Origin of the sequence: Mesorhizobium sp. M7A.F.Ca.MR.245.00.0.0 (assembly GCF_003997415.1) — a bacterium.
Taxonomy (GTDB): domain Bacteria; phylum Pseudomonadota; class Alphaproteobacteria; order Rhizobiales; family Rhizobiaceae; genus Mesorhizobium.
Genome location: NZ_RZTE01000004.1, coordinates 1 through 21,263, shown reverse-complemented (window position 1 = coordinate 21,263; position 21,263 = coordinate 1). Strand labels below are relative to the sequence as shown.

At 62.5% G+C, this 21,263-nt stretch carries 22 protein-coding genes, 1 pseudogene and 1 riboswitch; of the genes and pseudogenes, 5 read left to right on the top strand and 18 right to left on the bottom strand.

From position 1 onward, the window contains the following. Positions 1-54 precede the first annotated feature (54 nt). From EOB80_RS06635 to coxB, 7 genes are all read right to left on the bottom strand, one after another. Complete coding sequence (locus tag EOB80_RS06635) at positions 55-546, bottom strand: L,D-transpeptidase family protein (RefSeq protein WP_127320373.1); 492 nt, start codon at positions 544-546, stop codon at positions 55-57. Positions 547-639: 93 nt separating this feature from the next. Further along, complete coding sequence (locus EOB80_RS06630) at positions 640-1,521, bottom strand: cytochrome c oxidase subunit 3 (RefSeq protein ID WP_127270321.1); 882 nt, start codon at positions 1,519-1,521, stop codon at positions 640-642. 1 nt (position 1,522) lies between these two features. Beyond that, entirely contained in the window at positions 1,523-2,155 is a 633-nt protein-coding gene (locus EOB80_RS06625) for a cytochrome c oxidase assembly protein (protein WP_127327094.1), read from the bottom strand. Then, entirely contained in the window at positions 2,155-2,313 is a 159-nt protein-coding gene (locus EOB80_RS06620) for a hypothetical protein (protein ID WP_013532777.1), read from the bottom strand. Before EOB80_RS06620 ends, EOB80_RS06625 begins: the two co-directional genes overlap by 1 nt. A gap of 2 nt (positions 2,314-2,315) precedes the next feature. After that, on the bottom strand, positions 2,316-3,260 hold the full coding sequence (locus EOB80_RS06615) for a heme o synthase (protein WP_127327093.1): 945 nt from the start codon (positions 3,258-3,260) through the stop codon (positions 2,316-2,318). 75 nt (positions 3,261-3,335) lie between these two features. Beyond that, a complete protein-coding gene (gene ctaD / locus EOB80_RS06610) occupies positions 3,336-4,988 on the bottom strand; it encodes a cytochrome c oxidase subunit I (RefSeq protein ID WP_023808611.1) in 1,653 nt (550 codons plus the stop codon). A gap of 38 nt (positions 4,989-5,026) precedes the next feature. Then, on the bottom strand, positions 5,027-6,043 hold the full coding sequence (gene coxB, locus EOB80_RS06605; protein ID WP_164762539.1) for a cytochrome c oxidase subunit II: 1,017 nt from the start codon (positions 6,041-6,043) through the stop codon (positions 5,027-5,029). Between the two features lie 259 nt (positions 6,044-6,302). Between coxB and EOB80_RS06600 the strand changes: the two genes are divergently transcribed. Both EOB80_RS06600 and tldD read left to right on the top strand, forming a co-directional pair. Continuing rightward, positions 6,303-6,857: an invasion associated locus B family protein gene (locus tag EOB80_RS06600; protein ID WP_013532781.1), complete on the top strand. Its 555-nt coding sequence runs from the start codon at positions 6,303-6,305 to the stop codon at positions 6,855-6,857. A 154-nt stretch (positions 6,858-7,011) separates the two neighbouring features. Next, complete coding sequence (gene tldD / locus EOB80_RS06595; protein WP_127327092.1) at positions 7,012-8,424, top strand: metalloprotease TldD; 1,413 nt, start codon at positions 7,012-7,014, stop codon at positions 8,422-8,424. 40 nt (positions 8,425-8,464) lie between these two features. Here the strand turns inward: tldD and EOB80_RS06590 are convergent, their stop codons facing one another. The 4 genes from EOB80_RS06590 to EOB80_RS06575 form a co-directional block, all read right to left on the bottom strand. Beyond that, positions 8,465-8,971 (bottom strand): RES domain-containing protein, encoded by a 507-nt coding sequence (locus EOB80_RS06590; protein WP_127270325.1) that lies wholly within the window; start codon positions 8,969-8,971, stop codon positions 8,465-8,467. Next, complete coding sequence (locus EOB80_RS06585; protein WP_127270326.1) at positions 8,964-9,335, bottom strand: antitoxin Xre/MbcA/ParS toxin-binding domain-containing protein; 372 nt, start codon at positions 9,333-9,335, stop codon at positions 8,964-8,966. Before EOB80_RS06585 ends, EOB80_RS06590 begins: the two co-directional genes overlap by 8 nt. Before the next feature lie 76 nt (positions 9,336-9,411). Further along, positions 9,412-10,653, bottom strand: coding sequence for a class I SAM-dependent RNA methyltransferase (locus EOB80_RS06580; protein ID WP_127327091.1), 1,242 nt, complete (start codon positions 10,651-10,653; stop codon positions 9,412-9,414). After that, positions 10,650-11,414, bottom strand: a complete 765-nt coding sequence (locus tag EOB80_RS06575; protein WP_127327090.1) for a TlyA family RNA methyltransferase — start codon at positions 11,412-11,414, stop codon at positions 10,650-10,652. The genes EOB80_RS06580 and EOB80_RS06575 overlap by 4 nt, the downstream gene beginning before the upstream one ends. Before the next feature lie 324 nt (positions 11,415-11,738). Between EOB80_RS06575 and EOB80_RS06570 the strand changes: the two genes are divergently transcribed. Both EOB80_RS06570 and EOB80_RS06565 read left to right on the top strand, forming a co-directional pair. Continuing rightward, positions 11,739-12,734 (top strand): sterol desaturase family protein, encoded by a 996-nt coding sequence (locus tag EOB80_RS06570; protein WP_164748752.1) that lies wholly within the window; start codon positions 11,739-11,741, stop codon positions 12,732-12,734. Between the two features lie 266 nt (positions 12,735-13,000). Then, positions 13,001-13,882 carry a GNAT family N-acetyltransferase gene (locus tag EOB80_RS06565; protein ID WP_245466269.1) on the top strand — a complete coding sequence of 294 codons (882 nt, stop codon included), beginning with the start codon at positions 13,001-13,003 and terminating at the stop codon, positions 13,880-13,882. A gap of 88 nt (positions 13,883-13,970) precedes the next feature. On the opposite strand, the gene EOB80_RS06560 is transcribed toward EOB80_RS06565, so the two are convergent. The 6 genes from EOB80_RS06560 to EOB80_RS06535 form a co-directional block, all read right to left on the bottom strand. After that, entirely contained in the window at positions 13,971-14,264 is a 294-nt protein-coding gene (locus EOB80_RS06560) for a hypothetical protein (protein ID WP_127268717.1), read from the bottom strand. 164 nt (positions 14,265-14,428) lie between these two features. Continuing rightward, on the bottom strand, positions 14,429-16,342 hold the full coding sequence (dxs, locus tag EOB80_RS06555) for a 1-deoxy-D-xylulose-5-phosphate synthase (protein WP_127327088.1): 1,914 nt from the start codon (positions 16,340-16,342) through the stop codon (positions 14,429-14,431). Between the two features lie 128 nt (positions 16,343-16,470). Beyond that, positions 16,471-17,391 carry a pirin family protein gene (locus tag EOB80_RS06550; protein WP_127327087.1) on the bottom strand — a complete coding sequence of 307 codons (921 nt, stop codon included), beginning with the start codon at positions 17,389-17,391 and terminating at the stop codon, positions 16,471-16,473. A gap of 39 nt (positions 17,392-17,430) precedes the next feature. Continuing rightward, positions 17,431-17,697 (bottom strand): DUF2277 domain-containing protein, encoded by a 267-nt coding sequence (locus EOB80_RS06545; protein WP_027035955.1) that lies wholly within the window; start codon positions 17,695-17,697, stop codon positions 17,431-17,433. Positions 17,698-17,807: 110 nt separating this feature from the next. Continuing rightward, the gene (locus tag EOB80_RS06540) at positions 17,808-18,059 is read right to left on the bottom strand and encodes an exodeoxyribonuclease VII small subunit (protein WP_127268720.1); all 252 of its coding nucleotides are present in this window, start codon (positions 18,057-18,059) and stop codon (positions 17,808-17,810) included. A 3-nt stretch (positions 18,060-18,062) separates the two neighbouring features. Then, on the bottom strand, positions 18,063-18,989 hold the full coding sequence (locus EOB80_RS06535; RefSeq protein ID WP_127270331.1) for a histone deacetylase family protein: 927 nt from the start codon (positions 18,987-18,989) through the stop codon (positions 18,063-18,065). A gap of 121 nt (positions 18,990-19,110) precedes the next feature. Further along, positions 19,111-19,291, top strand: a riboswitch (cobalamin riboswitch). A gap of 2 nt (positions 19,292-19,293) precedes the next feature. On the opposite strand from EOB80_RS06535, the pseudogene bluB reads away from it, so the two are divergent. Further along, a pseudogene (gene bluB, locus EOB80_RS35070) lies at positions 19,294-19,968 on the top strand (5,6-dimethylbenzimidazole synthase); the annotation flags it as partial. A 122-nt stretch (positions 19,969-20,090) separates the two neighbouring features. Here the strand turns inward: bluB and EOB80_RS06525 are convergent. After that, positions 20,091-21,074: a hypothetical protein gene (locus EOB80_RS06525; RefSeq protein WP_245466268.1), complete on the bottom strand. Its 984-nt coding sequence runs from the start codon at positions 21,072-21,074 to the stop codon at positions 20,091-20,093. Positions 21,075-21,263 lie beyond the last annotated feature (189 nt).

The following is a 21,263-nucleotide window of genomic DNA, read 5'->3' as shown; positions in this document are numbered from 1 at the left end:
CTTACCGCTCGATTTCAGATCGACCGGCAACCAGTTCATCTTGCCACTCATTGCCTACCGCTCGATCTCGATCGGTGTGCCATCGGCCACCATCGCCCAGATTTCGTCCATATCGGAGTCCGTAACCGCAATGCAGCCGTCGGTCCAGTCGACCAATTGAAGCAGCCAGCCCCACCAGCCATAACCGTTTGGCTGGCCGTGGATCATGATCATGCCGCCCGCGTCGACATTGCGCGCCCTGGCGGCCGCCAGATCGTCGGTGTTGGGGTACGAAATATGGATCGATCTGTGCGCGATGCTGTTCGGGTTGCGCCAGTCGAGGACATAGTTCCCCTCGGGCGTGCGTTGATCGCCCTCCTGGTGCTTATGCCCGACAGGATCGCCGCCGAGTGCGATGCCGTAGCTGCGCAGGATCTTGCCGTCGCCGATGAGTTCCAGCCGGCGTTCGGCTTTGTGGACACGCACCAGATCCACCTTCTCGCCGGCAAAGGCCGGGAGTGCCGCGATCATCAATGCGCAAATGGCCCGGAAAATTGTCAGCCGCATTGGCTATCGATCAGCGATCATTGCGCCAAAAAGAAGAAGGCGGCCACGTTGCCGCGGCCGCCCCTCCCCAAACGGAAATTCCTCAGGCCAGGATCAGTGGCCCTCGATCACCGCGCCGACCGATCCCCAGACGTAGATCGAGGCGAACAGGAACAGCCAGACCACGTCGACGAAGTGCCAGTACCAGGCGGCCGCCTCGAAGCCGAAATGTTGCTTGGGGGTGAAATCACCCTTCATCGCCCGGATCAGGCAGACCAACAGGAAGATGGTGCCGATGATGACGTGGAAACCGTGGAAGCCGGTCGCCATGAAGAAGGTGGCGCCATAGATGGAATCCTTGAAGGCGAACGGAGCATGCATGTACTCGTAGGCCTGCACCATGGTGAACAGCATGCCGAGGCCAACAGTCAGCACCAGGCCGTTGATCAAGCCTTTGCGATCGCCATGGATGAGCGAATGGTGCGCCCAGGTCACCGTGGTGCCGGACAGCAGCAGGATGACGGTGTTGTAGAGCGGCAAATGGAAGGGATCTAGAACTTCCATGCCCTTCGGCGGCCAGACACCGCCGGTAAACGCGGTGCGGGCATATTGCTGGACTTCGCTCGGAAACAGGCTGGCATCGAAATAGGCCCAGAACCAGGCAACGAAGAACATCACCTCCGAGGCGATGAACATGATCATGCCGTAGCGAAGATGCAGCGACACGACACGCGTGTGATGGCCCTCATGCGCCTCCTTGATCGTGTCCGACCACCAGGCGAACATGGTGTAGAGGATGATCACGAGACCGATGAAGAACAGCCATGGATTGGCGATGTTGAAGCCGAAGATCGGGAACGAGCCGCCCTTCAGGTATTCCATCAGGCAGACGCCGCCAAAGGCGGCGACAAGTGCGCCTACCGATCCCAGGAAAGGCCACGGGCTCGGGTCAACGAGATGATAGTCATGCTGTGGTTTTGCGTGCGCGTCTGCCATATCAACCCCCGAGATTTGCTTCGGTATTCGAAATTGTCTTGCTATTGCCCTTGGCCGGCTCCGAGGAGGCGACCGGCTTGGCCTTCTCGACCGGGAACATCGTATAGGACAGCGTGATCGTCTTCACGTCCTTCAGTTCCGGCACATTGACGATGTCGGGGTCCACGTAGAACAGGACCGGCATGTCCAGTGTCTCGCCGGGCTTCAGCGTCGTGTCGGTGAAGCAGAAGCACTCGACCTTGTTGAAATAGGGACCCGCCAGTTCAGGCTGCACGTTGAAGGTGGCGCGGCCGGTCACGGGACGATCGAACTTGTTGGTCGCCTGATAGTGCGCCTGCACGGTCTCGCCGATCTTCATCGTCATCGAGCGCTGGACCGGCTGGAACTCCCACGGCACGCCAGCGATGTTGGCATCGAAGCGGACGGTGATCTCGCGGTCGAGCACGCGGCCGGCATACTGCTTCTCGGCACGTTGCGTCGTGCCGCCATAGCCGGTCGCCTGGCAAAACATCTTGTAGAGCGGGACCGCGGCATAGGCCATGCCGATCATGCCGGTGAAAAAGGCGAGGCAGACAGCCGCGACGATGACGTTGCCGTTCCTGCCAGCCGCTTTTTTGGAGGTCCCGACGCTCATCACATCGTGCCCAGATTGTGGCCGAACTTCACGATCGTCGCGATGTAGAAAATGACCACCAGCAGCGCCAGCGCCACACCGATGGCGATAGAACGGCTGCGCTGCGCCTTCTTCTGACGCTCGGTCAACGTGACGGTCTCGAGCTTTTCCTCGATCATGGTCATGCTCCACCCATGGCAAGCGCGCGTTCGACAACGCTGTCGGCCAGATAGGCAGCGAAGATGGCGAAGAGATAAAGCAGTGAATAGGCGAACAGGGCCTTGGCCGGTTTCATGACGCGGTCATCGTCGGCCATGCCAAGCACTTTCCACGCGTACCAGACAAAACCGACTCCCAGAAGCAGGGCGGCCACGCCATAGAACGGCGTGGTGTAGCCAAGCAGCCACGGCAGCACGCCGACCGGGGCCAGCACCAGCGCATAGGCGAAGATCTGGCGGCGGGTCGAAGCGTGGCCGGCGACGTTGGGCATCATCGGAATGCCGGCCTTGGCATAGTCCTCGGACTTGAACAGCGCCAGCGCCCAGAAATGCGGCGGCGTCCACAGGAAGATGATCAGGAACAGGACAATGCTTTCGAGGCTGACTGTCCCGGTCACCGCGGCCCAGCCGATCACAGGCGGAATGGCACCGGCGGCCCCGCCGATGACGATGTTCTGCGGCGTCCAGCGCTTTAGCCACATCGTGTAGACGACGGCGTAGAAAAAGATGGTGAAGGCGAGCAGCGTCGCCGCCAGCCAGTTGACCAGCACGCCGAGCGTCATCACAGACAGCACCGACAGCACCAGCCCGAAGGTCAGCGCTTCGTGCGGCTGGATGCGACCGGCCGGGACCGGGCGGCTGGCGGTCCTGGTCATCACGGCATCGATGTCGGCATCGTACCACATGTTGAGCGCGCCGGAGGCACCAGCACCTATTGCAATAGCCAGGATGGCGATCACCGCCAGCAGAGGGTTGATGGTCACGGGTGCGGCGACAAGGCCGACAAAGGCGGTGAACACCACCAGCGACATGACGCGCGGCTTCAGCAGCGCGAAGAAATCGCCCGCCGTCGCTTCCGACATGCGAAAGCCCGCTTCGTCAATCAATGGGTCGTCGACAAGGGCCATGCGTACTTAAGTCCATCATCCGTTGGCCAAAACCGCCGGCGGACCGGCGGTTTCGTATTCGAGCGGGCAGCCGCCTTACTTGATTTTCGGCAGCTGTTCCCACTGGTGGAAGGGCGGCGGCGAAGGCAGCTGCCATTCGAGCGTCGTTGCGCCCTCGCCCCATGGGTTGGCGCCGGCGATCCGCTTCTTCTGGAAGGCCTCGAACACACCATAGAGGAAGATCAGGACGCCGATGGCCGAGATATACGAGCCGATGGACGACACATAATTCCAGCCGGCGAACGCATCGGGGTAGTCGATGGTGCGGCGCGGCATGCCGGCGAGACCGAGGAAGTGCTGCGGGAAGAAGATCAGGTTCACGCCGACGAAGGTGACCCAGAAATGGGTGTTGGCGATGACGGGCGAATACATGTAGCCGGTCATCTTCGGGAACCAGTAGTACCAGCCGGCGAAGATGGCGAACACCGCGCCCAGTGACAGCACGTAGTGGAAGTGGGCAATGACGAAATAGGTGTCATGCAACGAGCGGTCGAGGCCGGCATTGGCCAGCTGGACGCCGGTGACGCCGCCGATGGTGAACAGGAAGATGAAGCCCAGCGCCCACAGCATCGGCGTCTTGAACGAAATCGACCCGCCCCACATCGTCGCGATCCAGGAGAAGATCTTCACGCCTGTCGGCACCGCGATGACCATGGTGGCGAAGACGAAATAGCGCTGCGTGTCGAGCGACAGGCCGGTCGTGTACATGTGGTGCGCCCACACGATGAAGCCGACGGCGCCGATCGCCACCATGGCATAGGCCATGCCGAGATAGCCGAACACCGGCTTCCTCGAGAAGGTCGAGATGACGTGACTGATGATGCCGAAGCCCGGCAGGATCAGGATGTACACTTCAGGGTGACCGAAGAACCAGAACAGGTGCTGGAACAGGATCGGGTCGCCGCCGCCGTCGGGCGCAAAGAAGGTGGTACCGAAATTGCGGTCGGTGAGCAGCATGGTGATGCCGCCGGCCAGGACCGGCAACGACAGCAGGAGCAGGAAGGCGGTGATCAGCACCGACCAGGCAAACAGCGGCATCTTGTGCAGCGTCATGCCAGGCGCGCGCATGTTGAAGATGGTGGTGATGAAGTTGATGGCGCCGAGGATCGACGACGCACCGGCAATGTGGATCGACAGGATCGCCAGATCCATGGCCGGCCCGGGCTGGCCCGAGGTCGAAAGCGGCGGATAGAGCGTCCAGCCGCCACCGACGCCAAAGGCGCCCGGCGCGCTCGGCACGAACATCGAGGTGAGAAGCAGGATGAAGGCCGGCGGCAGCAGCCAGAAGGAGATGTTGTTCATGCGCGGAAACGCCATGTCGGGCGCGCCGATCATGATCGGAACCATCCAATTGGCGAAACCGCCGATCAGCGCCGGCATCACCATGAAAAAGATCATGATCAGGGCGTGCGCGGTGGCGAAGGCATTGTACATGCTCTTGCCGCCGTCGATCGCGGCGTCACCGTTCATGCCATAGACCATTTGCGCCAGGCCGCTGAAAATCTGGATGCCAGGCTCCTGCAGCTCCATGCGGATGGCGACCGACAAGGCACCGCCGATGATGCCGGCCATGATCGCGAAGATCAGGTAGAGCGTGCCGATGTCCTTGTGGTTGGTCGAATAAACCCAGCGGACCCAGCCGTGATAAGGCTTGTGGTCGTGCCCGTCGTGAGCTGCAGCGTCTGCCATGTTCCGCTCCGTTCCCTAAATCTTGCTAACCCGCGGCATCAGTTGCCGGCGGCCGCTACCTTGTTCTGGCCGTCGACCTCGGCCATCAGCGTCTTGTTGGCGCCGGGCAGATCGGTCTTGGCTGCCGCCAGCCAGGTCTTGAACTGCGCATCGGAGACGACGCGGATGGCGATCGGCATGAAGGCATGGTCCTTGCCGCAGAGCTGCGAGCACTGGCCGTAAAAAATACCTTCCTTCTCCGCCTTGAACCAGGTCTCGTTGGTGCGACCCGGAATGGCATCGATCTTGATGCCGAACGACGGCATGGCAAAGGAGTGGATCACGTCGGTCGCGGTGACGAGCACGCGGGTCATGGTGTTGACCGGCACCACCAGTTCATTGTCGACCGCGAGCAGGCGCGGATAAACCTTGCGGTCCTCCTTGCCGGCGGCGGCGCGGTCGGTGTCCTGAAGGATCGCGGAATTGAAGGAGAGCGTGTTTTCGGTCTGGTACTCGTAGTCCCAGTTCCACTGGTTACCGGTCGCCTTGACGGTCAGCTTCGCTTCTTCCGGCGGCGTGTATTGCGCGGTCAGCAGCTGGAACGAGGGAATTGCCAAGCAAAGCAGGATGACGACCGGACCGACAGTCCAGATCACCTCGATCAGCGTGTTGTGGCTGGTCTTGGACGGAACCGGGTTCGCGCTCGCACGGAATCTGACGATGCAATAGGCGAGGAGAAGCAGCACCAGGATGGTGATCGGAACGATGAACCACATCGTGTAGTTCCCGAACCACTCGATCTGCCGCATCATGTCGGTCGCCGGCGCCTGGAAGGTTGTCTCCCAGTTCTTGGGCTGGTCGGCATGGGCGGATGCGCCGGCGAAAAACGTGACAGCGGCACAAGCACTTAGAAACTTGGCACTTGCTGGAACCTTGGCGTTTGCCAGGAAATTTCTCATCGCCCTCATCGTCTCCCAGTTCCTCGCTGCGGTACCCACGAGAATAACGAACAATGCCGGGACGGGAATCCCGACAGTTTCAAGCTGGTTCAAACCATACTCTTTTTCCCTCCGCAAGAAAGGAGCGGACGAAACCGTGCGGCATTTTTGCGCGCAAGCCCGGATATGCCTTTGGAGGCAGCCGCGGCAGCACCGAATCGCCTACAGTGAGCCCGCAGCAGCATTCCCGCGGGCCGCAGGTGCCGAACGTCGCAATTCGGGCGAAATTGGCAGGGAAAAGCGCCCAATTGGCTTTTTCGGGGCAGACCTGGTGCGGTCTCGTCCTTTACTTGGCTTTGGCGCGGCTTAAAGTGCCGTGATTCGCAATGGAGCCGTCATGAATTACTGGCTTTCGAGAAACTCTCGGTTTTCGAGAAACTGGGCGAAGGTCATCTTTTTCGCCGCCCTGTCTGGCATCGGCTTGTCCGCGATCGTGTCCGGCACGGCGAACGCCGCGCAGCCGAGCGGCACCGTGCGCTCGACACATGGCGCATGGTCGATCATCTGCGACACGCCGGCCGGTGCCACCTCGGAACAATGCGTGATGATGCAGAACGTCGTCGCCGAGGACCGTCCGGAGATGGGACTGTCGGTCGTGGTGCTGCGCACCGCCGACAACAAGGCGGAGATCCTGCGCGTGCTGGCGCCGCTCGGCGTGCTTTTGCCCAACGGGCTCGGCCTCAATGTCGACGGCAAGGACATCGGCCGCGCCTATTTCGTGCGCTGCTTCCAGGACGGCTGCTATGCCGAGGTTATCCTCGAAAAGCCGCTTCTCGACACGCTGAAGACCGGCACGTCGGCCACCTTCATCGTTTTCCAGACCCCGGAAGAAGGCATCGGCATCCCGGTCGACCTCAAGGGCTTTGCCGACGGCTTTGCCGCCCTCCCCTGAAAGCCCGGCGACATCACCGGCTTCAACCAGAAGTGACTTCGACGGGCTGCTGGCAAACCGCTTTTGTCGTTACAATGCGGCAGAGCGATTGTCTCGGCGCGCCTTCGCGCCTACATCGTGGCAAAGACCCATTCCTCCTGTGAACGGATGCGCCATGAACAGCCTGATCGGCCAATTCGACATTTCAGACGATCGCATCAAGCGGATCGTCGCCGATACCATCAACGGCGCCGATGACGGCGAGCTGTTCCTCGAATACAGCGAGAGCGAAGCGCTGATGTTCGACAATGGCCGCCTGAAGACCGCCAACTTCAACACCGACCAAGGGTTTGGTTTGCGTGCGGTTGCCGGCGAAGCCAGCGGCTATGCGCATTCCAGCGACCTGTCCGAAGCTTCGCTGCTGCGTGCGGCCGACGCGGTGTCAACCGTCAAGGGCGGTTATTCCGGCACGCTTGCCGCCGCACCCGCCCGCACCAACCGCCATCTCTATGGCGAAGAGAACCCGATCCCCTCGCCCTCCTTCGAGGCCAAGGCAAAGCTCTTGCAGGAAATCGACGCCTGGCTGCGCGCCGAGGATCCGCGCGTGCGGCAGGTTTCGGCATCGCTCGCCGCATCCTGGCAGCATGTCGAGATCGTGCGCGCCGATGGCCAAATGGTGCGCGATATCCGCCCGCTGGTCCGCATCAACGTCTCCGTTGTGGTCGGCGATGGCGACCGCCAGGAGAGCGGCTCCTACGGCATGGGTGGCCGCAAGGCGTTTGGCGAATTCCTGGTCGAGGACAGCTGGAAGCACGCCGCCAAGGAGGCGCTCAGGCAAGCTCTGGTCAATCTCGAGGCCATACCGGCCCCGGCCGGCACTTTCGACATCGTCTTGTCCAGCGGCTGGCCGGGCGTCATGCTGCACGAGGCCGTCGGCCATGGGCTGGAAGGCGATTTCAACCGCAAGAAGACCTCGGCCTTCGCCGGCCTGCTCGGCCAGCAGGTCGCCGCCAAGGGGGTCACCGTCGTCGACGACGGCACCATGCCCGAACGGCGCGGCTCGCTGACAGTCGACGATGAAGGCACACCTTCGGCCCGCAATGTGCTGATCGAGGATGGCAAGCTGGTCGGCTACATGCAGGATCGCCAGAATGCCCGACTGATGGGCATGAAGGCGACCGGCAACGGCCGCCGCGAAGGCTATGCCCACCAGCCGATGCCGCGCATGACCAACACCTATATGACATCTGGCGACATGGAGCCGGACGAAATCATCGCCTCGGTCAAGAACGGCATCTATGCCGTCTCCTTCGGCGGCGGCCAGGTCGATATCACCTCGGGCAAATTCGTGTTCGGCTGCACCGAGGCCTACATGATCGAGAACGGCAAGGTGACGCAGCCGATCAAGGGCGCGATGCTGATCGGCAACGGTCCGGACGCCATGCACCGCGTCTCGATGGTCGGCAACGACATGAAGCTCGACACCGGCATCGGCATGTGCGGCAAGGCCGGACAGGGCGTGCCCGTCGGCGTCGGCCAGCCGCATCTGCGCATGAACCAGATGACGGTGGGCGGCACCAGGGTTTGATAAGAACAGTCGACGAGCTTACTCGCCCATCTGAGTTGCCCTAAAGCCAGGATGCCGGCGATTTCGGCAGACGACGGTCGGGGTCGACGACCTCCAGGCGCGGTGCGCCATCCTCGTTCCAGCGCCAGAGCGCAACGCAGGTGCCGCCGGGCGACATGAAGGACGGATAGATCACGCCGTTCACCCCATCGGCAAGCAGGCGATCCCGCAGCTTGTGGGTCTCGGGCACAAGGCCCTGATCCAGCATGTCTCGCCATTCGCATTGGTGAATGCCCGCCGTCATGGCCAATTCGCTCAGCATTGCGGCATCGGTCAGATCGGCCAAGCGCGCGCCCGAGAGCTCAAGTTGGGCAATTAACGCCGGATGCTGGACAAAGCCCTGATTGTACTCCGCCCAGGCGGTGGACAATTCGCGCGCCGCATAGATCGTTGAAGCGCCAATTGGATTCCAGCGACCGCCGAAGTGGGCAGCGCCCTCGCCCGAAAGCGGCAGATGCGCCCAACGCGGTACGAAGGCCCGCCACAAGGTCAGGCTGATCTCAGGCATACACGCCGGAGCGGACGGCCTCCAGATAGGCAAGCACCTTGTCCGTCTTGCCCTCGCGAACCAGGTCGTAGGCGGTCTTTCCCGCCCAGCCGGGGATCGGCTGGTGCTTAAACCAGATCGCCGCACGTTGCTCGCCGCCGGCCATTTCACCGGCCATCGACAGGATGCGGACGATCGGGCTGAGGGCGGCGTCGACCTTGCGCGCGCCGGCCTTGGCGGCAAGCGTGTTGCGCGCGACCCCGATCAGGCCGGCCAATTCGGTCAGGTTGACACCAAGCTGTTCCGCGACACGCCTTGCCGAAAGGTAAGGCGACCGTTCCTCGCCAAAGCGTGACGCCGGAACTTCGAGGGCTGCGGAGTTCATGACGATTACCTAGCATAGTTTGATGCGTACGATATCAAAATAAGCCCAATTCACGCGCAACTCAAGCACAAGCGGCCTACCGCCTCCGCTTCGGCTTCTCCAGCAACGCCACGGCCTCGACATGCGGCGACCACAGGAACTGGTCGATCGGCGTCACGCTTTTCAGGATGTAGCCGCCGTCGATGAGGATGCGCAAATCTCGCGCGAGCGTCACCGGATTGCAGGACACCGCGGCGACGTACGGCACATCCGAACGGGCGATCTGCTTCGACTGATCCTCGGCGCCGGCGCGCGGCGGGTCGAACACCACACCATCGAAGGCATTCAATTCCTTGAATGTCAGCGGCCGCCGGAACAGGTCGCGGCGTTCGCCCGTCACCCGCTTCAAGCCAGTGGCGAAACGCGATCCACGGTCGAGGGCCGAGAGGGCTGCCGCATCGCCCTCCACCGCATGGACTTCCGACTTCGTGGCCAGACGCAGAGCAAAGCTGCCGCAGCCGGCGAAAAGATCCGCCACCTTCTTGGCACGCTTCAGATGTCCGCCGACGATATCGGCCATCGCCTGTTCGGCGGCCTCGGTTGCCTGCAGGAACGCGCCCGGGGGCAAGGCGACAGCGACGCTGCCGAACATGACAACCGGCTTTTTCGGCTCGATGATGATCTCGTCATCGATGGACAGCCTGGCAAAGCCCTGCGCCATGACGAAATTGGCAGCGATGCGGCGCTGATGCTCCCCCAGCTTGCCGGATTCGTGAACCGCGACATCGAGACCCGAACCGGTCACGGTGACCGCCAGCCGGAACGATTTGGTGGTTGCGCAGACCAATTCGGCGAGCGCCTTCAACCGATCGAGCGAAGCGACGATCTCAGGAAGCGAGATCGGGCATTCCGATATGGCGATGATCTCCGGCGACAGATGGCGATGGAAGCCGAGCAGCATGCCTGCATCGGTGCGCCGGGCGGCCAGCACGACACGGCGGCGCGTCTGCGGCGCGCAGGCGACCAGTTCGCCGATCTCGCAATCGATGCCTTTGCCCTTCAGGATGTGCGCCACTTTTTCGCGTTTCCACTGGCGATAGGCTCCGGCTTCGAAATGCTGGAGCGCGCAACCACCGCATTCGGTGAAATGGCGGCAGGCGGGATCGATGCGCAGCGGCGATGCTTCCAGCACCGCCATCAGCATGGCGCGATCCCTTTCGCGCGCGGCGGTGACCGTTTCACCGGGCAGTGTGAAGGGAATGAACAGATCGCCTGTCTCGGTCTCGGCGACACCGTCGCCCTGAGCGCCAAGTTTCCTGATGCTGAAGCGCGCGCTCATCGGTCCTTGATCCCACCGAGCAGGAATTCGCGATTGCCGTCGCCGCCCTCGATCGGCGACAAATGCAGCCCGAGCGAGCGCCAACCGGGAACGGAGTCCAGCCAATCCTGCAGCAGGCCGGCGACACGGGAGGCGTCGTAGGGATCTTTCAACAGACCACCCTTGCCGATCGCATCACGGCCCGCCTCGAATTGCGGCTTGACCAGAAACATGGCCTTGGCGCCAGCCTTCGCCAGACCAAGCGCCGGCGGCAGCGCCAGTTTCAGCGAGATGAAGCTGACGTCGGAAACGATGAAATCCGGAATACGCCCGCTGAGATCGGCAACGGCGAGATCGCGGGCGTTCAGTCCTTCGATCACCGTCACACGCGGGTCGCCGCCGATATCAGGATGCATCTGGCCATGACCGACATCGACCGCGGTGACATGGGCCACGCCGCGCTCGAGCAACACCTGGGTGAAGCCGCCGGTCGAGGCGCCGATGTCGAGCGCTTCAGAGCCGGCAGGGTCGAGGCCGAAATGATCGAGCCCACCGATCAGCTTGAGTGCCGCGCGCGACACATAGCCTTGCGCCGGATCATCGATGGCAACAAGGCATTGCGGCAAAACGCTCTGGCCGGGCTTGCGCGCGATGACGCCGTCGACGGTCACCGTGCCACGCTCGACCGCGTCGCGGGCACGTGAGCGGCTGGCAAACAGCCCGCGCTGGACGAGCAGGTCGTCGAGCCGCTGGCGTGCGCTGGCTGGCAGAGGGGAATTCATTGGCCTTCATGGCGAAAGCCGATGACGATGGCAAGAGCACCGGCCGGAAGCATCTCGTCTCACGTTCCCATCATCACGCCCAGCACATTGGACTGCGGCGATGGTGAGGCGTTCCGTCACGCCGACCACCCTATGAATATCTATCGTTGCGCCGGTTGAGACGGATGACCGCCGAAGCATGAGGTCTCGTCGCCTGCCGATAAGTGTCTAAAATCTAGAAAGCCTCATGATTTCTTAACCAATTTTCATCGCATTTGCTTGAGGACTTCAATGTTATGACCGCGACGACCGGAAAAGCCGGATGAAGAGGCGGCAACCTTGGAAATGGCCAGCGATATCGTCTACAAGGTTCTTGACCGGATTTCCGGCGCCGGCCTGCTGGCGACCGGACTTCTGTTGCTGACTGCTTTGGTCAGCGCCCTGGTCGCCTACTGGCGCACGGTCGAGAAAAAGAGCTGGAAAGAGTTTTTCGAGTTCGCAGTCCCGCATGAGGTCATCACGCACCCTTCGGCGAAAGCCGACCTTTTGTTCTGGGTGACGCGGAAGGCGCTGATGCCATTCCTCATGCTGCCCGCCGGCGTCGTCTTCGTCAGCGCCGTCGGCTATGCGACGAACTGGTTGCTCTCCACGCTGCTGGCGATCCAGCCGCCCCTGATCGAAGGACCGGCAGGGCCGGTGACGGTGACGATCTTCACCATCACGATGCTGCTTGCCTACGACATTTCGTACTATCTCTATCACGTCGCCCAGCACCGCTACCCGGTGCTGTGGGAACTGCACAAGGTTCACCATTCGGCCGAGGTGATGGTCGGCATCACCAAGGATCGCGTCCACCCGCTCGACGAATTGATGAACCGGGCCTGGGACGGCGTCATTCCCGGCATCTGCTTCGGCATCTGGTCGCTGGTGTCGCTGAACCTCGTCGAGCTGACGGTCTTCGGCGTCAACGTCTACATCATACGCAACATCCTGATGATGGATTTCGTCAGGCACACGCATTTCAAGATCTCGTTTGGACCGTTGAACAATCTGATCCTGTGCCCGCACTGGCATCAGCTGCACCACAGCACCGACCCGCGCCACTACGACAAGAACTTCGGGCTGCTCTTCTCGTTCTGGGATCGGCTCTTCGGAACCCTGTGCGTTCCGAGACCCGACGAGGACTTCAAGTTCGGTTTGATCGAACGCAACGTGCGCGACTACCAGTCGCTCGCAGGCCTCTATGTCCTGCCGCTGAAGCGGATGTGGCGGCAGATCGCCAGACATTTCCGCACCGACAAGCCCGAGCCACAGCAATCGCCGCAAAGGGGGAAGCCATGAACGGACCCGCCGTGTTCCGGATGCCGCGAACGCACCGGATCGAAATTGCGACCTCGCCAGCGCGACTGGCAGAAATCGCGCCCGCCTGGGCAGCGCTCTGGCAACGCGCCGGCGGCCTCGTTTTCCAGCATCCCGACTGGATCTCGGCCTGGTGGCACACCACACCGCATCAGGACCGTCGCGGTCTCAGGATCGGCCTGGTCTGGAGCGGCGAGCGTCTCGAGGCCGTCATTGCGCTCGCGACCTTCTGGCGCTCGGGCATCCGTATGCTGGAATGGGCGGCGAAAGATCACTGCGACTATGGCGATGTCCTGGTTGCTCCCGATGCCGAGCCACATATCCTGCCGCAACTCTGGCAACATATCCTCGACGATGGCGGCTTCGATCTTGCCTACCTCAATCGTCTGTTGCCTGATGCCCGATTCCGGACCCTGCTTGGTCCCGCCGCCCCAGGCCAGAGCAATATCTTGCAGCCAAGCCACCGCAGCGAGGTCAGCTATCGAGTTTCCGGCGCCGGGCAACGCGGCGCACAATGGTTTGAAAGCCAGTCGAAGAAAACTCGGCAAAACTATCGCCGTGGCTACAAATTCATGGAGGAAGGCGGCGCGCTGCGTTTCCGCCTGATGGATGCGCACGAAGCCCGCGAGCCGGTGCTGGAGCGCGTCGCCGCGCTGAAGCGGTTGTGGCTTGCAAAACACGGCCGCGTTTCGGACCTCTTCGACGAAGGCTCCCCCGCGCTGGCGGCACTCATATCCGTTCTGGCCAAGCTTGGATTGCTGCGCATCTTTGTGCTCGAACGCGAAGACGAGATCATCGCCATCTCGATCAATTTCGAGCAGCATGGAACGATGATGGCTTTCGTCACCACCTATGATCCGGCCTTCGAACGGGCCTCGCCGGGGATGGTCTTGATGATGGATTACATCCAGTGGTCGTTTGACCGGGGCTTGACCACGATCGATTTTCTCTGCGGCGGCGAGGATTTCAAGCGCCGCTTTGCGACGCATTCGGTGATCTTGTCGTCGGTGGTGGGTGGACGAAACCTGCGCGGACGCCTAGCCGCCCTGGCAGACCGCGCCCGCCACGCGGCGCAATCCTGGCGCCCCGAGAAATCGGCGCAGCAAGCGGAGCTGGTTGCGGCGGAGTAGCATCGCCGACGCTTTTTAGATCGCCTGCACAGCGGCAAGCGCGATGAAACGATCGGGCAATCCCGATCAAGGCTTGTTGGCCTTCAGCTCAGAATACGGTTCGCGAAACCGGGCGCTCGACGGCTGGAGACAAGCCATCCTCACGGCCGCCCGAAGCTTGCTCGCGTGCAGGCTCGATGGCACCCGCAGGCGCGGGAACAGGGGCCGGCAGAACCACCAATTGCGGCACCTGCTTGAAGGAAAAGCCGCCGCGGATGTCGCCCATCTTGCCGGCGATGATGCCCATCGCCGCCTTTTCGAGGCTGCGGTCATAGCGCGTTTCGGCTGTGGCCGGCGCGATGATAACGGCGCAAAGTGCTGCGCCGCACAGAAGCGTTTTCATTGTTGTTGTCTCCCTGCCTGATCACGATCTAGCAGGGCGCCATTGAAAAACGGCCAAGAGACACGGTAAGCAAAGCGCCAAACGGCAGCGTAAACAATGCCTTAAGATCGCTTGCCGGCAAACTGATTCAAGTCTTTGAGACTTTGATTCAGGCGCGCTGGGATTCAGGCGCGCTGGGCGTGGACTGTGTGCCCGAGTGCCACGAACACGGTGCGCACGATGCCGGCGGCATCGAGCCCGGCATCGGCATACATCTTTTCCGGCTTGGCGTGGTCGCTGAACGCGTCGGGCAGCACCAGCGGACGCACCTTCAGGCCGCTTTCCAGCAGGCCCTCATGGGCAAGGAACTGCAGCACGTGGCTGGCGAAGCCGCCGACGGCGCCCTCCTCCACCGTCACCAGCACCTCATGCGAGCGGGCCAGCCGCCGGATCAGATCCTGGTCGAGCGGCTTGGCGAAACGGGCGTCGGCGACCGTGGTGGACAGCCCGGCAGCACCTAGCTCCTCCGCGGCGATCAGGCAATCCTGCAGCCGCGTGCCGAAAGACAGCAATGCAACCTTGGTACCCTCCTTGACGATGCGGCCCTTGCCGATTTCGAGAACCGAGCCGCGCTCCGGCATGTCGACGCCGATACCGTTGCCGCGCGGATAGCGGAAGGCGATCGGGCCCTCATCATAGCTCGCCGCGGTGCGCACCATGTGGCGCAGCTCCGCCTCGTCGGCGGCCGCCATGACGACGAAACCCGGCAGTGTCGCCAGGAAGGTGGTGTCGAAGGCGCCGCAATGGGTCGCGCCATCGGCGCCGACGAAACCGGCGCGGTCGATGGGAAACCGCACCGGCAGTTTCTGAATAGCGACGTCGTGGACGACCTGGTCGTAGGCGCGCTGCAGGAAGGTGGAATAGATGGCCGTGAACGGCTTGTAGCCTTCGGTGGCAAGGCCGGCGGCGAAGGTCACCGCGTGCTGTTCGGCGATGCCGACATCGAAGGTGCGCGACGGGAACGCTTCGCCGAACAGGTCGAGACCGGTGCCGCTCGGCATAGCGGCCGTGACGGCGACGATGCGGTCGTCCTCGCGGCCCTCCTGGACCAGGCTTTCGGCGAACACCTTGGTGTAGGCCGGTGCGTTGGCTGGCGCCTTGGCCTGCGCGCCGGTGATGACGTCGAACTTGTTGACGCCGTGATATTTGTCGGCGGCGGCTTCGGCCGGCGCATAGCCCTTGCCCTTCTGGGTGACGACATGGATGAGCACCGGGCCTTCGCCATTGTCGCGGACATTTTTCAGGACCGGGATCAGGTGCTCCAGATTGTGGCCGTCTATCGGGCCGATGTGATAGAAGCCGAGTTCCTCGAACAGCGTGCCGCCGGTGACGTAGCCGCGTGCATGCTCGACCGCCCTTGTGATCGCACGATCCGCGCGCTTGCCGAGATAGGAAGTCAGTTTCTTGCCGAAATCGCGCAGGCCGATATAGGCCTTGCCGGAGGCCAGCCGCGCCAGATAGGCGCTCATCGCGCCGGTCGGCGGCGCGATCGACATGTCGTTGTCGTTGAGAATGACGATCAGCCGTGCATCGAGCGCACCGGCATTGTTCATCGCCTCATAGGCCATGCCGGCAGACATGGCGCCGTCACCGATGACGGCAATGACGTTGTTGCGGCCGCCGGAGAGATCGCGGGCGGCGGCCATGCCGAGGCCGGCCGATATCGATGTCGAGGAGTGGGCGGCGCCGAAGGGATCGTACTCGCTCTCGGCGCGGCGGGTGAAGCCGGACAGACCGCCTTCCTGGCGCAGCGTGCGGATACGGTCGCGGCGGCCGGTCAGGATCTTGTGCGGATAGGCCTGGTGGCCGACATCCCAGATCAGCCTGTCATCGGGGGTGTTGAAGACATAGTGCAGCGCCACTGTCAGCTCGACCACGCCAAGCCCGGCGCCCAGATGACCACCCGTGCGGGACACGGCGTCGACCAGCTCGGCGCGAAGCTCGGACGCCAATTGCGGCAGTTCACTTTCCGCAAGCGTGCGCAGGTCGGCCGGGATGCGGACCTTGTCGAGAAGTGGCGTATGCGGCGTTGCGTTCACGGTGCTGAGGCTTTCGGTTGATGGGCGAAATAGGTCGCCGGCCGGCGAAAGTAAATGCGTGTCAGTGACCCGGATCAGGCCCTAGTCTTTGTCTATGCATTTCGTTCTGCCACTTTGGGTGACAGGCATCAGCTTTCCGGCAGCGGGATGAATTCTTCCTCGTCTCCTGGAACGATGTCGAAGCGGCCCGTCTTCCATTCTTGCTTGGCCTGTTCGATGCGTTCCTTCGACGATGAGACGAAATTCCACCAGATGTAACGCTTCGAACCGAGCGAGGCGCCGCCAAACAGCATGAAATGTGCACCGGTCTGCGACGATACGACGATCTCGTCACCGGGACGGAACACCAGCAGCCGTTCCGCCGGAAAGACGTCACCTGATATCGAGACCTCGCCTTCCAGCGTGTAAATGGCGCGCTCTTCCGCATCGGCAGGGATTTTCACGCTGGCGCCGGGCGCCAGGCGCAGGTCGGCGTAGAGCGTCTCCGAGTCGGCCCTGACCGGCGACCGCAACCCCTGGAAATCGCCGATGATGAGGCGCCCGTTGACGCCTTCGGCATCGATCTCGGGAAGCCTGAGCGCTCCTGTGTTCTCGAAAACCGGTGCCACCTCTTCCTTGTCGTCCGGCAGCGCCAGCCATGTCTGCAGGCCGGACACCGACATCGGCGCGCCACGCAATTCCTCCGGCGTACGCTCCGAATGGACGATGCCGCGGCCGGCGGTCATCAAATTCACGTCGCCGGGCTGAATGACCATTTCAGTACCGAGTGAGTCGCGGTGCCGGATCTTGCCGTCGAACAGATAGGTGACCGTCGACAGGCCGATATGCGGATGCGGACGGACATCCAGTGCCTGGCCGGCCCGCAGGATCGCCGGGCCCATGCGGTCGAAGAAGATGAACGGCCCCACCAGCCGCCTTTTTGCCGTCGGCAGGGCACGGCGCACCTGAAAACCGCCGATGTCCTTGGCGTTCGGGATGACCATCAATTCGATCTGGTCGCTGGCTAAGGCATCGCCCACCTCAGGGTCTTTCCCGGGGAAGAAACTCATGGACTCTCCTTGTCGGTGGTCGAAGGCCGCCTGGCCGCATCAGGCAAAGCGGATCGCCGCCTTTGCCCGCAGCTTGGCCGCCACCTCTTCGCGATTACGCGGATGCTGATGGGTTTCCAGGGAATCGAGCAGTTCGCGCGCCGAGGCCGCGATGGCTTCGACGGCATGGTCGAAGGCGTGCTGGTTCTGCTTCGAGGGTCGCGTCGTTCCGCTCAGCTTGCGGACGAACTGAAGGGCCGCGTCGCGCACCTCGTCATTGGTTGCCGGCGGATCAAAATTGAACAGGGTCTTGATGTTTCTGCACATCCCTTCCGTATCTCCTCTTGTCCTTGAGCTGTTTCAATCGGGACGAGTTATATCCTCGATCATGATCATGTCCAAAAACCGGTGAGGCGAGCCTATGTTCGGACCGGGCCTCAATCCGCGTCGAGTGGCTCCGTTCCGACCGGCTTTCCGTCGCGCGACAGCCTGATCTTCTCGACCTTGTCCTCGGCGGCCTTCAGCAGCCGGTCGCAATGCGCCTTCAGCGCCTCGCCACGTTCATAGATCTTGATCGACTGGTCGAGCGGCACGTCGCCACGCTCCAGATCATCGACGATCTTCTCCAGCGCATCGAGTGCCTGCTCGAAGCTCATCGCCTTGACGTCTTCGTTGGTCTCATCGGCCATCATTCATCCTTTCATCAGTCGCCCGACATGGGCGGCGACCGAAAATGCCAATCCCTGCAGATCGTAGCCGCCCTCGAGCAGGCTGACGAGCCGGTTGCCGCTGTGGCGTGCCGCGCGCTGCATCAGCTGGCCGGTCGCCCAATCGAAATCATCCTCGGTCAGATTGATCTCGGCCAGCGGATCGCGGTGGTGCGCGTCGAACCCCGCCGAAATGATAATCAGGTCGGGCGCGAAATTGTCGAGCGCGGGCAGGACGCGCGACAGGAAGGCATCGCGAAACACCTCGCTGCCAGTCTGCGGCGCCAGCGGCGCGTTGACGATGTTGCCGGCGCCCGTTTCGTTCTTCGCTCCGGTGCCGGGATAAAGCGGCATCTGGTGTGTCGAGCAATAGAGCACCGACGGATCGTCCCAGAAAATGTCCTGCGTGCCATTGCCGTGATGCACGTCCCAGTCGACGATGGCAACGCGCTCGACACCGTGTTTCTTCTGCGCATAGCGCGCCGCGATCGCCGCCGTGTTGAACAGGCAGAAGCCCATGGCGGTGGTCTTTTCGGCATGATGGCCGGGCGGCCGGGCGGCGACGAAGACGTTGTCGGCACGGCCCGAAAAGACGTCATCGACGGCGGCGTTGGCGGCGCCGATCGCGGTGATCGCCGCTTGCCAGCTCTTCGGACTGGCAGTGGTGTCGGCATCGATGCGGGCAATCCCCTCGTCGGGAATGGCGGCGCGCACGCGGGCGACGAAATCGGCGGGATGCGCGTAGAGGATGGTGGCCTCGTCGCCTTCCGGCGCCTGGATACGATCGAGCCCGGCAAAGGCTTCCTCATCGAGCACGCGCTCGATGGCACGCAAGCGGTCGGGCCGCTCGGGATGTCCGGGCGGCGTGAGATGCTCGAGGAAGATCGGATGGGTGTAGAGACGGGTGGTCATCGTCCTAATCTAGTGACCCGGATCGACAAAGGCCATGCACGGGCGGCCGATGACTGGGGAAAATCGCGACTGCGTCCATTCGCGTCGCTGCAAGCATTGGCCCCGCGGGCGCTTCGGCGTAAGATCCTTGGTACTGCCTGGTGCCCGCCGCAAGCGGGAGAATCGGGAACACGGTTGAATTCCGTGGCGTGCCCAACGCTGTGAGGGGGACCGCGCCGGTAAATGCCACTGTCGATGACGGGAAGGCACCGGACGCGGGTTGATCCCGAGCCAGAAGACCGGCCTGGCAGGCATCGTCATCCGCATGGTCAGGCGGATGATATCAATTGCAATCGCAAGGGGACAAGCGATGCCGGAACACCTGACCGCTGCTGTTGGCGACGGATTTGACCAGAGTGCGCGCGATGCGGTCTATCGCGCCATGTTCACACGGCGCGACGTGCGCAGTCATTTCCTGCCCACCCCAATTGATGACGACGTGCTGGCGCGGCTGCTGCTTGCCGCGCACCATGCGCCGTCTGTCGGCTTCATGCAGCCTTGGAACTTCATCGTCATTCGCGACGCCGAGCGACGGGAAAAGATACGCGACCTGTTCCTGGCGGCGCGCGAGCAGGAACTGCCGGCGATCGACGAAGAGCGGCAGGAACTCTACCGCAAGCTCAAGCTGGAAGGCATCTGCGAAAGCGCGCTCAACATCTGCATCACCTGCGACCGGCAGCGCTCGAAGGGTTCGCCGCTGGGACGCTGGCACAATCCGGAGATGGATCTCTACAGCACCGTCTGCGCGGTGCAGAATTTCTGGCTGGCCGCGCGTGCCGAGGGCGTCGGTGTAGGCTGGGTCAGCATCATCGAAGCGCAGGCGCTAAAGCGGCTGTTGGCCATTCCGGACCACGTAACGCCGATCGCCTATCTCTGCGTGGGCCGTGTTTCCGAGTTCGCTCCCAAACCGGACCTTGAAACGCATGGCTGGGGACGGCGGCTGCCGCTGCCGGAGCTGATCATGAGCGAGACCTTTTCCGGGCAAGGCGAGACACAGCTCAAATCCACCGTGGCGCGCCTCAACACCGTTTCTGCCTCACCAGACATCACCCGCCCGGCCGATCAGGGTGTGGCGCCGGCCGTACCCCAGCGCGAACCGCCGAAGGAGGCGAGCGCCTTGTCCTTGAGCTCCCTGAACTTCGACGACGCCTCGGCCAGCCGGGCGTCCCAGGCCGGATCCGGCACCTGGCCCGCGATGGTCTTGAAATAGACCTGCATCAGGCAGGCGATGGCGAAGGGTTCAATGAACGCCGCCTTGAATGCCCAGGCGAAGACGATGGCGAGCACAAAAGCCCAGCCGGCGAGCTGGCCAGGCATCAGGAACAGAATCGCGCCGGCAGGCGCCAGCATCATCAGAAAGATGATGAACGACACGCCCCACATGATGACCGCCAGCCAGACGGCGTTCTTGACCATGACCTTGCCGTTCTGGGCATAGAGCACGACGCCCTGCCGCGCCGTCTCGAAGGGCGAGGCTGAATTGATGCGGATGTTGTAGCCGAGGATGATCTCGTCGACATAGGTCAGCGACAGGCGGATCACGGTGTTGATGAACGAGACCAGGCCGCTCAGGCCCGGTATCGGCAGGAAGGCGGCGATACCGCCAAGCAGGCCGGTGATGGCGCGGATAGCGCCCTTGACGAGTTGGTCGACGACAAAAAGGATGTTGGCCTCGGCGAAACGCTGGGTCACGACATCCCTGGCGTAGGCGATCTGGTCCTGGCCGTCGGGAATGTCGCGGCCGTCGATCAGATGGACCATGACGGCGATGTGGCCGGCCTTGACGACATAGAGGATGTATTCGCGGATCCAATACACAGCGATCGAGACGAGGCCAAACCCGACCACGCCGCCCCACAGGGCAAAGGACATGGGCCCGTCGGGATCGGTGGAGATATGGCCGACGCCATAGCCGACCGAGGCGCCGGTGCCCGTCGCCATAATGTAGGCCAGCGTGATGCCGAAATAGACGATCATGCGAAAGACGATGAACGGCCAGGTCCGCATCATGATGGACACCGACCGGCCGATCTCAAAATCCCACATGTGCCCCGAATCTCCGCCTCAGAGATGGTGGAAGAGGATGGACTCAACCCGGCGATTGTCAATTGCCGGCCCTGACGCCAAAGGGCAACGAATTCGGGCTAACGGTTTTCTTTCGGACCTTTCGCCGGCGCGTAGGCTGACGGAGCATCAAACGAAAAACCCGCCTGTGCGGCGGGTCACTGGCGCAAA